The sequence below is a fragment of the Amycolatopsis sp. TNS106 genome, from assembly GCF_019330265.1.
In the GTDB taxonomy this organism is placed as follows: Bacteria; Actinomycetota; Actinomycetes; order Mycobacteriales; family Pseudonocardiaceae; genus Amycolatopsis; species Amycolatopsis lurida.
The window spans coordinates 8,365,717-8,379,696 of record NZ_CP024972.1 but is presented as its reverse complement, the minus strand read 5'-3'; the positions used below and the strand labels follow the sequence as shown (position 1 = coordinate 8,379,696).

Sequence of the window (13,980 nt, the reverse complement as noted above, 5' to 3'; positions counted from 1 at the left end):
TTTGTAAACCAGGAGAGAAAACGAGGAGAAACCATGTTCGGTCGAACGCGCCCGAAAACAGCCCGCCGCCGTCTAGGCACGGTCGTCGCACTCACCTCCGCGCTCGCCATGGCCGGCAGCCTCGCCGCGACCCCGGCGCTGGCGGACGACCCGGTGGAGATCCCGGTGTCCTACACCGTCACCGGGACGACCACGGTGAAGAAGACCGGCGGCAGCCTCGCTCTCGGCCCCGGCCAGCTCAACGGCGCCCTCGTCATCGACGGTGACAACGTCGGCATCCGCGGCGATCTGGCCCTGCCGCCCTCGACGGCGAACATCTCGCTGGTTTCGGGCGTCTTCAAGATCAAGGCCCGCGTGCGGATCGAGCCGACCGGCCCGGTCACCGGCACGCTCGCCAACGGCGATCTGACCACCCACTCGCAGGCGAACATGCTGATCGACAACATCGTCGTCGGCCTGTTCTGGCCGGTCATCCCGCTCCCGACGGTGCCGAACGCCTGCAAGACCGTCAAACCGCTCGACCTGACCCTGGTGTCGAAGAACGTCGACCTGTTCGCGCCGACCATCCCGTCTTCGGGAACGTTCACCATCCCGGAGTTCAAGGACTGCTTCATCAACGACCTCGCGCTGGGGGCGTTGATCTCGGGACCGGACAACACCATCAACCTGAGCATGAAGTCGAACCTGTCCTGAAAACTCGTGAGTGGTAAGGACGGTTCTAACCGTCCTTACCACTCACGAGGCCATCAGCAAAAATACGGTGCCGTCGGGTCCACCAGGGCGACGCCGGTGCTGTCACCTGCGGAAACAGCGTAGACCGGAGCACACACGCCGGAGAACTTCCAGAAGTCCGTGGGCGGTTCCGTGCTGGTGTCACGGCTTTCGGACTTCACGTTGCTGCCCCAGGCGAAGACGCTCCCGTCGTCTTTCAGCGCGACGTTGTGGTTGAAACCCGCGTCGATGGCGACCACGCCGGATTGCGCCTCCGGCGGAACCGTGGCCTGGCCGTAACCGTTGTCGCCCCAGGCGATCACGCCGCCGTTCTTCAGCGCAATGCTGTGCCGGAGCCCCGCCGAGACCGCGCTGACCCCGGAGGTCGCCGCCGCGGGCACCGTGATCTGGCCCTTCCCGTTGCTGCCCCACCCGATCACGCCGCCGTTCTTCAGCGCGAGCCCGTGGTCCCCACCGGCCGAGATCGCCGCGACCCCGGAGGAGACGGTCGCGGGGACAGTGGTCCGCGAGCCCCAGCTCACCACGCTGCCGTTCGTTTTGAGCGCCAGATTGAAGTACGCGCTGGTGGAGATCGCCGTGACCCCCGATGTCGCGGACGGCGGCACGACGTTCTGGCCGTAGAAACCGTTGCCCCAGGCGATCACCCCGCCGTTCTTCAGCGCGAGTTCGTGCGCCCAGCCGGCGGCGATCGCCGAAACCCCTGAAGTGGCCGCCGCCGGAACCGCCAGCTGGCCGTAACTGTCGTTCCCCCAGGCGATCACCCCGCCGTCCTTGAGCGCGAGATGGGTGATCGCGCCCGCGGAGACCGCACTGGCGCCGAGCGCCGCGGCCGGTATCGTCCCCTGCCCGTAGTCGTTGCTCCCCCATGGCCGTGCTTCGCCGGTCTGCGCGGCGCTCGCCGTACCGGAAAGGGAAACCGTTGCGATTATTACGGTAATCGCGACGCCCGCTACCCGTCGTGATGCCGATCGTCGATTCTCGGAAGACATGCGCCGAATGTTAACCCGGCTGCACCGATCGGCCGCCTCTTTGTCATCCGCGGACAAACTTCATAATCGCATTCAGCGCGGGCTGACAAGAAAGAACGGGCGCCTCACCCGCTTCGAAACATGTCGACATGAATCCTTGTTACGTACATAACTCGCGGGTAACCTCGGTTTACCCCACCACCGAGAAAGCCGCTCGAGTCGAGCATATTTGATCAGAAAAATCCGCCGAAAGGCGCATGGGGAAAGCCGCCCGAGACGTAAACTGGATCAAAGGAGATGACAGGTATGTCCCGTAGACTTGGCAAGTTGTCAGCAGGCGTCGCCACCACCGGCATCGTGCTCGGTGCCGTCGCCGTGCTCACCGCCGGCACGGCCGCCGCCGCGACCACCTACGCCACCGGCACCGTCGCCTACATGTGCAACTTCCCCGGCATCGGCCAGCAGCAGCTGGACGTGAAGGCGAACTTCACCGGACCGGATTCGGTCGCCGCCGGCGGCACCTTCACCCCGGCGTCCGTCGGGGGCAGCGCCACCATCAACGCCACCATCAACGCGCTGCTCAACGCCGCCAACTACGACGGCGTGCGCGGCAAGGCGAACATGCCGGTCACGGTCACCAACGCCTCCCCGGCTTCGGCCACGGTGACCAACCTGGACGTTCCGACGCAGATCAACCCGTACGTGCCGGGACCCCGGACGTTCAACATCGTCCAGGACGCGGGCACCGGCGTCCCGACCTTCACGGCGGGCACCGCGGGTTCGGCGACCGCCTCGCTCGGCACCACGATCAACGCGCCGCTGGACTTCCACAAGAAGGACGGCACCTGGACGGCGTGGAACTTCAACTGCACCGTGAAGAACACCAACCCGGCGCAGAACCGGGCGTTCAGCCCGGCGATCCCGGTCACCTGATGAACCATCCGTGCGGGGCGGGGACGCCCGCCCCGCACGGTCTCCACCTCACGACACGAAGGGAATCCCCATGGCACGGCAGGTTCGCCGGGCGGGCGCGGTCTCGGCCGTCGTGTTCGTCGTGGTCTCGCTGCTCACCGCCGCACCGGCCATGGCCTTCACGTCCTTCGCCACGGGGACGATCACCTACATGTGCAGCTTCCCGTCGATCGGCCAGCAGCCGCTCGACGTCAGGATGACCTTCACCGGCCCCGACGCGGTGCCCGCCGGTGGCGCGATCACCCCGGCTGGACTCGCCGGCAGCCTCGTCTTCAACGCCACCCTCAACGCCGTGACGTTCTACGCCAGCAACCGGGACGGTATCCGCGGCACGATCACCACCTCGCTGACCGGGACGAACACCACTCCGGCTTCGGCGGAGGTGACGCGGCTGAGGATTCCCGAACAGATCGCCCCGTACGTCCAAGGGCCGCGCACGGTCCTTTTCGAACAGGACACGAGCACCGTCGTACCCACCTTCGGGGCGGGGACACCCGGCCAAGCGGCCATCGGACTCGGGACCACGTTCCGCATCGACGGCGCCCTTCGCCAGAAGGACGGGACGTGGAGTCCCTGGATCTTCAACTGCACGGTGAAGAACACCAACCCGGCGCAGAACCGCGCGTTCAGCCCGGCGATCCCGATCACGTGACACACCAGCGCGAGGCAGGAGAGGAACACCCATGACACAGCAGGTTCGCCGGGCACTCGGGAGGTTTCCCGTTCTGGCGGGCGTCATCCTGCTCGTGGGGGTGAGCGGCGCACTGTCCTCTTCGGCCGCGACCGATCCAGCCACCCCGCCGCTGGCACCGCTGCAAGGCGCCACATCCGCGCACCAGAGTCTCGCGCACACCTGCGTCTTCCCGGATCCGGCCGGGGAGCGACCGGTCACGATGGACGTCCAGGCGACACTGCCGAAGGTCGTCCAGACCGGAAAGCCTGTACAGGTCAAGGACTTCTCGCTGACCTTCACGATCGGCGAAGGCGCACTCGGCGCCGTCGCCGAGGTCGCGGGTGGCGCGACGGTCGAACTCACGGCCGCGAACGAGGACAAGAAGACCCCGGTCCCGGTATCACTGACGATCCCGGTGACGAAGGTGCCGGCCACCGGCGAACTGAAGCTGGTCGCGACGGGCACCGTCCCCGACATCGTGCTGAACGTGCCGTCCGAGCTGCGGCTGAGCACGGGCGCGCCGTCGCTCGCGCTGACCACCGCCGAGACGCCGCTCAAGCCGATCACCTGCGGCCAGGCACCGGACCAGAAAACGCTGCTCGGCAGTGTCACGCTCCTGCCTCTCGGGAAGCCCGAACCGGGTCCAGGCAAGCCCGGTGAACCGAAGAAGCCAGGAGCCGGCGCGCGATCCGCGGACGATGTCCACGCCAGCGCTCTCTACCCCATCGCGTTGCAGCCGTTCGAACTGCAGGGCACGTCGACGATCACGAAACTCGGCGCCTTCGCCCGGTTGAAGCCCGCGTTCATGGTCAACGCGGTGTGGCACGTCGACCTGGAGAACACCGAAGGGCCCGGCAAGATCACCGGCTCCGTCATGATGCCGCCGAGCACGGTCACCTTCCTCGGCTTCGGCTTCGTCCCGATCACCGCGACCATGGAACTGCTGCCGGAGGACTACGCGACCGGCAATCACATCATCGACGTCGACGGCGTGTCGATCCCGGAACCGGAGGGCAGCTCGACCGTCCTCACCCCGCTCAAGGTCTACGGGAAACTGAGCGGGGTCACCATCAACGGGGTCGGCCTCGACGTCGGCGACAACTGCCTCACCGCCGAGCCGATCAAGATCAATCTCCGCGGGGAGAAGTACGGGATGTTCACCGGTGGCGTCGTGCGCACCGATCCGAAGTGGACGGATCCCGCCTACCGGGACTTCACCCTGCCCCCGTTCTCGGGCTGTGGGGTGAAGGAAGATCTCGACTCGCTGTTGACCGGGATGGCGTCGGGGCCGGGGAACCAGGCTTGCGTCGGGGTCAACCAGGTCGGGTTGCCCTGGGACCTGGAGCGCAAGTGCCCCAACGTGGATCCGCCGGTGGCGCGCCGATGAGGATCGGCGAGGACTCTCTCATGGGTGTAAACCAGACGGTTATGCCCACGTTCTCGGAGGTCAGGTGGATGACCTTCGAGGACCTGACCGACAGGTTGGCGGCCGTCGATCCCACGCGGCTGGCGAAGGCGAATCCGATCGATCTTCTGGAGGCGCCCTGGGCGTTGATCGACGAGGACTTCCGGGGCGGGTTCATCAAGCACTGCCGGGAACTCACCGACGATCGGTTGAGGCACTGCGCCGAGATCGCCGAGACGTTCTTTTCCTGGCTGATGCCCTACGGCGGTTACAGCCGGCTGTCCGCGACAGCGAACAGGTTCCATCTGTCCACGACACTGATCCTCGCCATCGGCCCCAGGACGGACATCGCTCTCCTCGACCCGATGCGACTACTCCACGAGCTCCTGCACGACTCGCCGCCGGTCGAAACAGCACGCGAATTCCTGGTGGGCCCAACGCCGGGACCTGAAGCCCGCGCGATCGTCGGACGGCTGAGCCTGCTCTGGCACCTCCGGCGGATCGACCATCTCCTTCCCCCGTCCGCGGAAAAGGAGTGCTACGAGCAATGGAAAACGCTGTGAGACTTCGGATCTGAAGGCCGTCGCTAAGACCCGCTCGGTGTCCACTGTGGACTCTGGCGCGGCGCCGGCAGCACCTCCGGCAAAGCGTAACCGGCGGGCGCGACCCCGGCCCGCAGGGCGAGTTCCATCTCGAACCGCGCCCCCGGGTCGCGCAGGTGCTCGCCGAACGTCGCCTGCAGCTGCCGCATGCGGTACCGCACGGTCTGCGGGTGGACCTGGAGACGCTCGGCGATGTCGACGACGTTGCCCTGGCTGTCCAGCCAGGCGCGCAGGGTTTCGAGCAGCCGCTCCCGCTGCTTCCCGGTCATCTCCGCGAGCGGGGCGAACAGGCGGTCGCGCAGCTGGCAGGTCAGCGCGGCGTCGGCGTTCACGAGCAGGGTGGCGAGGTGCTCTTCGGCGCGGATCACCCGGCGCGCCTGGATGATGCCACGTTCGGACAGGTGCAGGGCCTCGCGCGCCCAGCGGAGGGAATCGGCGACGGAGTCCAGCGGACGGCACGGGCCGATCGAGAGCCGGTAGTCCGGCAGCGCGGCCTGCAAGGTGGCGAGGCGGGCGACGGAGAGCTCGCCGGGGACGAGCACACGCGGCTCGGCGCAGTCGAGTTCGGCGAGCACGTCCGAATCCACGGCGTTGTGCCGCCGGGGTCTGACGGTTTCGCCGATCGGGTGCAGCACCACCGGCGTCGCGCGCTCGGGCACCGTCCAGCCGGTGAGCTGCGCGAGTTCCGCGATCGCCTTCGACGGCGCGGGCGGGGTTTCCAGCACGAGGTGCAGCAGTTTGCGGCGCCAGGTGTCCAGCGCCCCCGCCGTGCGAGCCTTCGCTTCGAGGTACCCGTCGAGCGCGACGGACGCGAGTTCGTCCATGAACGCGAGCATCGCGTCGGCCAGTTGCGACATCACCGCGGACGAGAGACCGCTGCGACGGCCGACCCGCATGATGCGCCGCCACGAGACTCTGGCGCCGACCCGGTACGCCGACTGAAGGGTGTCGAGGCTGCGGCCTTCCCGCATCTCGTTCTGCCCGAGCCGGTGGTGGACCTCGTGCGACTGTTCCTTGGAGACGCTCGGATCCGCGATCTGGGCGACGAACAGCGTGATCGCGTACTCGACGCCCGCGCGGATCGACTTGCCGTACGGCCCGTCGAGCGGGCGCGCGTACGCGGGGATGGTCGCCCGGATCTCGTCGACGATCTCGTTGGCGAGACTGCCCAGTTCCGGTCGCAAAATGTCGGCGAGCTTGCGGGGAAGTGCCGCAGGAGGCTGCGCAGCGTGTTCGATTCCGCGCTCCACCGACATCGCAGCTCCTTTGCTCCGCCCAGCGTCCTGACATCCCACGATCGTCGTGGGGTGACAACGAACACATCGCGAAGTCGCCCGTGAATGTGTCACCTTTCGCAGAAGAAACCGATTTCTTGTCACCATCGTGACAAAATCACGGGTCATCCCTGAATTTTGATGACAAGTGCCCGGCAAACGCCTCGCGCGGTACGTACGAACGGCCGATGAATACGGAGCGTCACTGCTTTCCGGTGAGCAATTCCCCGAGTGCTTCGAGCACCGGCTCCAGCACGCGGACCTCCGTACCGGCGCATTCGGTGATCCCCGCACCGACGACTTCGAACGCGCTCAGCCCGCGAAGCATCGCCACCAGGCTCTCGATCGTCAAGCCACCGGGCTCCGGATAGTTCAGCCCGTCGAACTCCGCCGGGTCGAGCACGTCGAGGTCGAGATGGACATAGACCTTGTCCGCGCCGGACAGCCCGGCGGCGACGTCGGCCGTCTCCACGACGAGCCCGCGGTCGACCACGGCTCGTTCGGCGTCGTCGAAAGCCCTCGTCCCCGCGAGGACGACACGTCCGGGTTCGACCGGCGGGTTCGCGGCGAACTCCGGGTCGCCCTCGCCGAGCAGCGACCGCAGCACCATGCCGTGGAACGCGCCCGACGGCGACGTCTCCGCGGTGTTGAGGTCGGAATGCGCGTCGAACCAGGCGACACCGAGGCCCGGCCCGAAGCGGTAGCGCGCGACCCCGATCGGGATCAGCTCGACGCCGCAGTCCCCGCCGATGGTGAGCACCGGCCCGCCCGGCGCCTCGAGGGCGGCGAGCTGCGCGGCCCGGTTCGCGCCGGTGAGCACGGCGCGGTTGGCGACGCCGTCGACCGCAGGCGACGTCTCGCGGGTCTGCCGGATGTGGTGCACCGGTACGCCCAGCACGTGGCCCGCCAGCTCGGCGAGCGCGACGCAGCCTTCGGGCAACTCCGGCGCGCGCTCGGTCAGAGCGCCCTGGAACTGGGGTACGGCGTTGATCAGCACCCGGTCCACGTTAGCGACGGCCGCAAGCGCGTGAAGGCCCCCTTCACGCGGCTGAGCCGAGTGAAGGGGGCCTTCACGCGCGAATCACTCCAGGACGAGCAGCAGGTCCCCGCCTTCCACCTGCTGGACGGCGTTGATCGCGCGCCGCGCCACCTTGCCGCCGGTCGCCGCGGTGATCGACGCCTCCATCTTCATCGCCTCGATGGTCGCGACCGTCGCGCCGGCCTCCACCTCGTCGCCCTCGGACACCTGCAGCGTGACCACGCCCGCGAACGGCGCGGCGATCTGCTTCGGGTCGCCCTTGGCGGCCTTCTCCGTCGCCGGGATGTCCGACGCGATCGAGGTGTCGCGGACCTGGATCGGGCGCAGCTGGCCGTTGAGCGTGGACATCACCGTGCGCAGCCCGCGCTCGTCGGCCTCACCGATGGCCTCCAGCTCGATCAGCAGCCGGACACCCTGTTCCAGATCGACCGAATACTCCTCGCCCGGCCGCAGGCCGTAGAAGAAGTCCTTGGACGGCAGGACGGAGGTGTCGCCGTACTGCTCGCGGTGCGCCTCGAAGTCCTTCGTGGGCCCGGGGAACAGCAGCCGGTTCAGCGTCGCGCGCCGGTTCTCGGCCAGCCCCTTGTGGTCCTCTTCGGACAGTTCTTGCACCGGCTTCGGCCGCGCCCGGCCTTCGAGGGCCTTGGTGCGGAACGGCTCCGGCCAGCCCCCGGGCGGGTCGCCCAGTTCGCCGCGCAGGAAGCCGATCACCGAGTCGGGGATGTCGAACTTGTTCGGCTCCGCCTCGAAGTCGGACGGCGAGACGCCCGCGCCGACGAGGTGCAGCGCGAGGTCACCGACCACTTTGGACGAAGGCGTGACCTTGACCAGGTGCCCGAGGATCTTGTCCGCGGCCGCGTACATGGCCTCGATGTCCTCGAACCGCTCCCCGAGGCCGAGCGAAATCGCCTGGGTGCGCAGGTTCGACAGCTGACCGCCCGGGATCTCGTGGTGGTAGACCCGCCCGGTCGGCGAGGAGAGCCCCGCCTCGAACGGCGCGTAGATCTTGCGCACGCTCTCCCAGTACGGCTCCAGGTCACCGATCGCCTGCAGGTCGAGCCCGGTCGGCCGGTCCGAGTGGTCGGTGGCCGCGACGAGCGCCGAAAGCGACGGCTGCGACGTCGTGCCCGCCATGGAAGCGACGGCACCGTCGACGGCGTCCGCCCCGGCCTGGATCGCGGCGAGGTACGTCGCCAGCTGCCCACCCGCGGTGTCGTGCGTGTGGATGTGCACCGGGAGGTCGAATTCCTTGCGCAGAGCGGAAACCAGCCGCACCGCCGCCGGCGCCCGGAGCAGGCCCGCCATGTCCTTGATGGCCAGGACGTGTGCCCCCGCCCCGACGATCTGCTCCGCCAGCTTGAGGTAGTAGTCCAGCGTGTACAGCTTCTCCGACGGGTCCGACAGATCCGACGTGTAGCAGAGCGCGACCTCGGCGACGGCGGTCCCGGTCTCGCGGACGGCTTCGATCGCCGGGCGCATCTGCTCGACGTCGTTGAGGGCGTCGAAGATCCGGAAGATGTCGATCCCGGTCGCCGTTGCCTCCTCGACGAAGGCGTTGGTCACCTCGGTGGGGTACGGCGTGTACCCGACCGTGTTGCGGCCGCGCAGCAGCATCTGCAGGCAGATGTTCGGCACCGCTTCCCGCAGCTTCGCCAGCCGCTCCCACGGGTCCTCCGCCAGGAACCTCAGCGCGACGTCGTAGGTCGCGCCGCCCCAGCATTCCAGCGAAAGCAGCTGCGGCGTGGTCCGCGCGACGACCGGCGCGACCGCGAGCAGGTCCTTCGTCCGCACGCGGGTGGCGAGCAGCGACTGGTGCGCGTCACGGAAGGTGGTGTCGGTGACGCCGATGGTCGGCGACTCCCGCAGCCAGCGGGCGAACCCGGCCGGACCGAGTTCGGTCAGCTTCTGCTTCGACCCGGGCGCCGGTTCGAGATCCTTCGGCAGCTTCGGCAGCTTGAGCTGCGGGTCGAGGGTGCGCGGACGTTCGCCGTGCGGTTTGTTGACCGTCTTGTCGGCGAGGTAGGTCAGCAGCCTGGTCCCGCGGTCGGCCGAATGGCGCGCGGTGAGCAGATGCGGGCGTTCCTCGATGAACGACGTCGTGACGCGGCCTTCGCGGAAGTCCGGGTCGTCCAGGACGGCCTGCAGGAACGGGATGTTCGTGGCCACACCGCGGATCCGGAACTCGGCGACGGCGCGGCGGGCGCGGCCGACGGCGGTCTTGAAGTCGCGGCCGCGGCAGCTGAGCTTCACCAGCAGCGAGTCGAAATGCGCGCTGATCTCGGTGCCGGCGAACGCCGTCCCGCCGTCGAGGCGGATACCGGAACCGCCGGGCGAGCGGTACGCGCTGATCATCCCGGTGTCCGGGCGGAAACCGTTGGCGGGATCCTCGGTGGTGATGCGGCACTGCAGCGCGGCGCCGCGCAGGTACACCTTGTCCTGCGACAGCCCCAGGTCGTCGAGTGTCTCGCCGGAGGCGATGCGCAGCTGAGACTGGACGAGGTCGACGTCGGTGACCTCCTCGGTCACCGTGTGCTCGACCTGGATCCGCGGGTTCATCTCGATGAAGACGTGGTTGCCGTCCCGGTCGAGCAGGAACTCGACGGTGCCGGCGTTGCGGTAGCCGATCTGGCGGGCGAACTTCACCGCGTCGGCGCAGATACGGTCCCGCAGTTCGGACGGCAGGTTCGGCGCCGGGGCCAGCTCGACGACCTTCTGGTGCCGCCGCTGGACCGAGCAGTCGCGCTCGTAGAGGTGGATCACGTTGCCCTCGCCGTCGGCGAGGATCTGGACCTCGATGTGGCGCGGCTCGACGACGGCCTTCTCGATGAACACCGTCGGGTCGCCGAAGGCCGACTCGGCCTCGCGCGCGGCTGCCTCGATGGACTCGCGCAGCTGCGCGGGGTCCTGGACGCGGCGCATACCGCGCCCGCCACCGCCGGCGACGGCCTTCACGAAGACCGGGAAGCCGATCTCCTCGGCGGCGGCGATCAGCGCGTCGACGTCGGAGGACGGTTCGGAAGAGCCCAGCACCGGCACCCCGGCGTCGCGCGCGGCCTTGACCGCGCGGGCCTTGTTGCCGGTGAGCTCGAGGATGTCCGCGCTCGGTCCGACGAAGGTGATGCCTTCGTCCTCGCACGCGCGCGCGAGGTCCGGGTTCTCGGAGAGGAAGCCGTAGCCGGGGTAAACGGCGTCCGCGCCCGCCTTCTTGGCGGCCGCGACGATCTCCTCGACCGACAGATAGGCCCGCACCGGGTGACCGGGTTCGCCGATCTCGTAGGCCTCGTCGGCCTTCAGCCGGTGGAGCGAATTGCGGTCTTCGTGCGGGAACACAGCCACCGTGCCCGCGCCGAGCTCGAATCCGGCGCGGAACGCGCGGATGGCGATCTCACCCCGGTTGGCGACCAGTACCTTGCGGAACATGCCGGTCCTTCCCATCATCGGATCGGTAGGTGAGGCACGTTACCTGTTCGCTCCCGCAGGGCGGGAGCTGTTGCCCAGGTGATGGACATCATCCCTGGCCGAGTTGCGCGCCCGGGCTCTGCAGCACCCGGTTCGCGGTGCCCTCGTGGACACCGGTCAGCACGTCGACCGCGGCGAGGTCCACGAGCGCCTTCGCGACGTCCGGCGCGGAGACCGCGGGGTGCAGGGACCGGTACAGCGCGGCCACCCCGGCGACATGCGCGGCAGCCGACGACGTGCCGCTGAGCACCCTGCCGCCACTGCCCCCGGCGTTAGGTCCCGGCACGTCGACGCCGGGAGCGAACAGGTCGACGACCTCGCCGTGGTTCGACGTCGACCCGACCTGATCGCTCGCGTCGGTCGAGCCGACGGTGAGCGCTTCGGTGACCCGGCCGGGCGAGAACTTGCCCGCGTCGGTGGCTTCACCGCCCGCGGGGAGGGCGACCGGGACGACCGCCGCGAGCGCGCGGACGGCGGCGTCGAGCTGGTCGTTGGCCGTGCCGCCGATACCGAGGACGGCGACGGCGGGCTGCTGTGCGTTCTGCGTCACCCAGTCGATACCCGCGATGATCTTGTCCGTCGCGCCGCCACCCTGTGCGTCGATCACCCGGACCGGGACGATCTGTGCCCCCTTCGCGACCCCGAAGGTCCTCGACGCGGCGACACCGGCCAGGTACGTGCCGTGACCGTTGGTGTCGGCGGTGTCCGTGCCACCGTTGAGGAAGTCCTTACCGGCCTTCACCCGGCCGCCGAAGTCCGGATGCGCCGCGTCGACCCCGCTGTCGATCACGTAGACCGTGACGTCCTTCGCTTCGGTCTCGTAGTGGTAGAGCTGGTCGAGACCCGTTCGCTGGTCGATCCGGTCCAGCCCCCAGTTCGGCGGGTTCTGCTGGACTTCCGTCGCGGAGGCGGGCGGCGCCACCAGCACCAGGAGCGCCAGCGCGGCCATGACCCGTACCAGTCGAATGATCATGCCTTGGCTCTACGCCTCCGCACCGGGGGCGGCAACCCCGGAGTGTCACCCGTTCGACTGGTCTTGGCCGATATGCCCGCTGACCGTCGACTTCGGGAAGCAGACCAGCGCATCGAAGGCATCGACGACGGCGACGGGGTTGAACAGATGCGCGTGCCGGATGCTCTGGGGTCCCGTGGTTCCCCGTCGTGCGCGGAGGTCGACCAGCCCGGGGCCTTCCGCCTCGACGCTGCCGTCCGCGGGCGCTTCCAGTTCTTGGCGGTACACGGTGAAGCCGAGCCGCGCGGCCGGATCCGGCTTGAGCCCGGTGGTCTCGCCTTCGACTGCGGTGAGCCCGAGCGCGAAATAGTCGTCGCCGAACTCGGCGGCCAGATGCGTGCCCGCCGACGGCGAGGTGAGCCCGGGGAACGGCGAGAACGGCACGCGCTGGAGGTGTCCGTTGTGGAGCATCACGACGATCTTCGTGTCGTCGCCGTGCAGCCGCCGGACCAGCCGGACCGTGTCGGCCATGTACGCGTCGCGCGAACCGCTCTGCAGGGCGGGCGCGTCGCCGGGCATCATCGCGGCGACTTCGGCGAGGTACGCGTCGAGGCGCAGTGCGCCTTCGACGTGGTGCTCCGCGACGGCGGTGTCCCCGTAGACGGGGCGCAACGAGGTCAGATGCGTTTTGAGCCGGGCGAGCGCCGCGGTCGCCTTGTCCTTCGCGGCCGCGTCGAGGGCGGCGTACTTGGCGGGCGCCTCCGCGCTGCTGACCGACGCGTACTCCTTGGTCGCCTCGATCGCCGCGTCGACCAGGCTCGTGGCGGCGCCGTCCACAGTGGACAGATAGGCGCGGACCGCGTCGAGCGACGGCATCGGCGAACCCGCGGAACTCGGCACGTCGAGGCCGTAATAGCGGACGTCGCCCCGCTCGCGGAGCCACGTGAGCATTTCGTGGGCCTCCGGCGACTCCCCGAGCGAGAAGGTGAGGCCGTCTCGGCCGATGTCGGCGACGTCGCCCGGGGCGCCCTTCAGCCAGTCCTCGACAAGCTTTCCCTCGGCGAAGCCGGATTCGAAGGCCACGACCCGGAAGCCGTGCTCCTCGACGAGATGCCGGAGCAAACGATTGCGCAGGTCGCCGAATTCGTGGATGTGGTGGTTGTTCTCACCGATGGCGACGATCTTCGCGTCTCCGATGAGTTCGGCGATCTTCGCTGGATCTGACATACTGCCCACACTAACGCAACAGGAGTAGCAATTGGCAACCTCCGGCACCCAGCGGCCCGGCGGCCGGACCGAACGGACCCGCCAGGCCGTCCTGCACGCCACCCTCGATCTGCTGGCCGAACGCGGGTTCGGCGAACTGACCGTGGACGCGGTCGCCGAACGGTCCGGGGTGCACAAGACCACGGTGTACCGGCGCTGGTCGTCGCCGGACGGCCTCGTCGCCGCCGCGCTGCAGATGGGCGCGGAGGACGACTGGACGGCGCCCGACACCGGTTCACTCGAAGACGATCTGTACGAAGTGGCCGCGGAGGTCGTGCGGTACTTCACCGAGCCCTCGCTGAAGGAACTGCCCACGGCGTCGGTGCTGGCTGCGTTCCAGTCGCCCCAAGCGGCCGAGGCCCTGCACGACTTCTACGCCGACCGGCACGTACGCATGGCGCCGATCGCGGAGCGGGCCGCCGCGCGGGGCGAGATCCCCTCCGGCACGGACGGCGACGAGCTGGTGCGGGCGGCGTGCGGGCCGATCTTCTACCGGTTGTTCCTGTCACGGGAAAGCGTCACGGTGGCGGAGGCGCGGGTCACGGCGCGGGCGGTGGCCGTCGCGGCGCGTGAAGGTGCTTTCGTGCGGTCACAGGATTAGGTTCCGCCTTGGCTACGCACCCAGCCCTCCTCGATGC

General features: G+C 68.8%; 12 protein-coding genes. 6 read left to right on the top strand and 6 right to left on the bottom strand.

Features of this window, described 5'->3' with window-relative positions; all coding sequences use genetic code 11:
- Nucleotides 1-33 precede the first annotated feature (33 nt).
- Nucleotides 34-693 carry a hypothetical protein gene (locus CVV72_RS38895; protein WP_126733562.1) on the top strand — a complete coding sequence of 220 codons (660 nt, stop codon included), beginning with the start codon at nucleotides 34-36 and terminating at the stop codon, nucleotides 691-693.
- Nucleotides 694-746: 53 nt separating this feature from the next.
- On the opposite strand, the gene CVV72_RS38890 is transcribed toward CVV72_RS38895, so the two are convergent.
- Entirely contained in the window at nucleotides 747-1,661 is a 915-nt protein-coding gene (locus CVV72_RS38890) for a hypothetical protein (protein WP_219154401.1), read from the bottom strand.
- A 366-nt stretch (nucleotides 1,662-2,027) separates the two neighbouring features.
- Here CVV72_RS38890 and CVV72_RS38885 point away from each other — a divergent pair, with 366 nt between their 5' ends.
- The 4 genes from CVV72_RS38885 (at nucleotide 2,028) to CVV72_RS38870 (ending at nucleotide 5,313) form a co-directional block, all read left to right on the top strand.
- Nucleotides 2,028-2,633 (top strand): DUF6801 domain-containing protein, encoded by a 606-nt coding sequence (locus CVV72_RS38885; RefSeq protein WP_255632400.1) that lies wholly within the window; start codon nucleotides 2,028-2,030, stop codon nucleotides 2,631-2,633.
- Nucleotides 2,634-2,703: 70 nt separating this feature from the next.
- On the top strand, nucleotides 2,704-3,324 hold the full coding sequence (locus CVV72_RS38880; RefSeq protein ID WP_219149543.1) for a DUF6801 domain-containing protein: 621 nt from the start codon (nucleotides 2,704-2,706) through the stop codon (nucleotides 3,322-3,324).
- A gap of 31 nt (nucleotides 3,325-3,355) precedes the next feature.
- On the top strand, nucleotides 3,356-4,732 hold the full coding sequence (locus CVV72_RS38875; RefSeq protein WP_219149541.1) for a DUF6801 domain-containing protein: 1,377 nt from the start codon (nucleotides 3,356-3,358) through the stop codon (nucleotides 4,730-4,732).
- Nucleotides 4,733-4,800: 68 nt separating this feature from the next.
- Nucleotides 4,801-5,313: a hypothetical protein gene (locus tag CVV72_RS38870; protein ID WP_219149540.1), complete on the top strand. Its 513-nt coding sequence runs from the start codon at nucleotides 4,801-4,803 to the stop codon at nucleotides 5,311-5,313.
- Between the two features lie 23 nt (nucleotides 5,314-5,336).
- Here the strand turns inward: CVV72_RS38870 and CVV72_RS38865 are convergent, their stop codons facing one another.
- The 5 genes from CVV72_RS38865 to CVV72_RS38845 form a co-directional block, all read right to left on the bottom strand.
- The gene (locus CVV72_RS38865) at nucleotides 5,337-6,608 is read right to left on the bottom strand and encodes a CdaR family transcriptional regulator (RefSeq protein ID WP_219149538.1); all 1,272 of its coding nucleotides are present in this window, start codon (nucleotides 6,606-6,608) and stop codon (nucleotides 5,337-5,339) included.
- A gap of 220 nt (nucleotides 6,609-6,828) precedes the next feature.
- The gene (locus tag CVV72_RS38860) at nucleotides 6,829-7,623 is read right to left on the bottom strand and encodes an arginase family protein (protein WP_219149536.1); all 795 of its coding nucleotides are present in this window, start codon (nucleotides 7,621-7,623) and stop codon (nucleotides 6,829-6,831) included.
- Between the two features lie 84 nt (nucleotides 7,624-7,707).
- Nucleotides 7,708-11,085 carry a pyruvate carboxylase gene (locus tag CVV72_RS38855; RefSeq protein WP_219149534.1) on the bottom strand — a complete coding sequence of 1,126 codons (3,378 nt, stop codon included), beginning with the start codon at nucleotides 11,083-11,085 and terminating at the stop codon, nucleotides 7,708-7,710.
- 88 nt (nucleotides 11,086-11,173) lie between these two features.
- Entirely contained in the window at nucleotides 11,174-12,073 is a 900-nt protein-coding gene (locus CVV72_RS38850; protein WP_219154400.1) for a S8 family peptidase, read from the bottom strand.
- 69 nt (nucleotides 12,074-12,142) lie between these two features.
- Entirely contained in the window at nucleotides 12,143-13,303 is a 1,161-nt protein-coding gene (locus CVV72_RS38845) for an erythromycin esterase family protein (RefSeq protein WP_219149532.1), read from the bottom strand.
- Between the two features lie 31 nt (nucleotides 13,304-13,334).
- On the opposite strand from CVV72_RS38845, the gene CVV72_RS38840 reads away from it, so the two are divergent.
- Nucleotides 13,335-13,943 (top strand): TetR/AcrR family transcriptional regulator, encoded by a 609-nt coding sequence (locus CVV72_RS38840; RefSeq protein WP_219149530.1) that lies wholly within the window; start codon nucleotides 13,335-13,337, stop codon nucleotides 13,941-13,943.
- Nucleotides 13,944-13,980 lie beyond the last annotated feature (37 nt).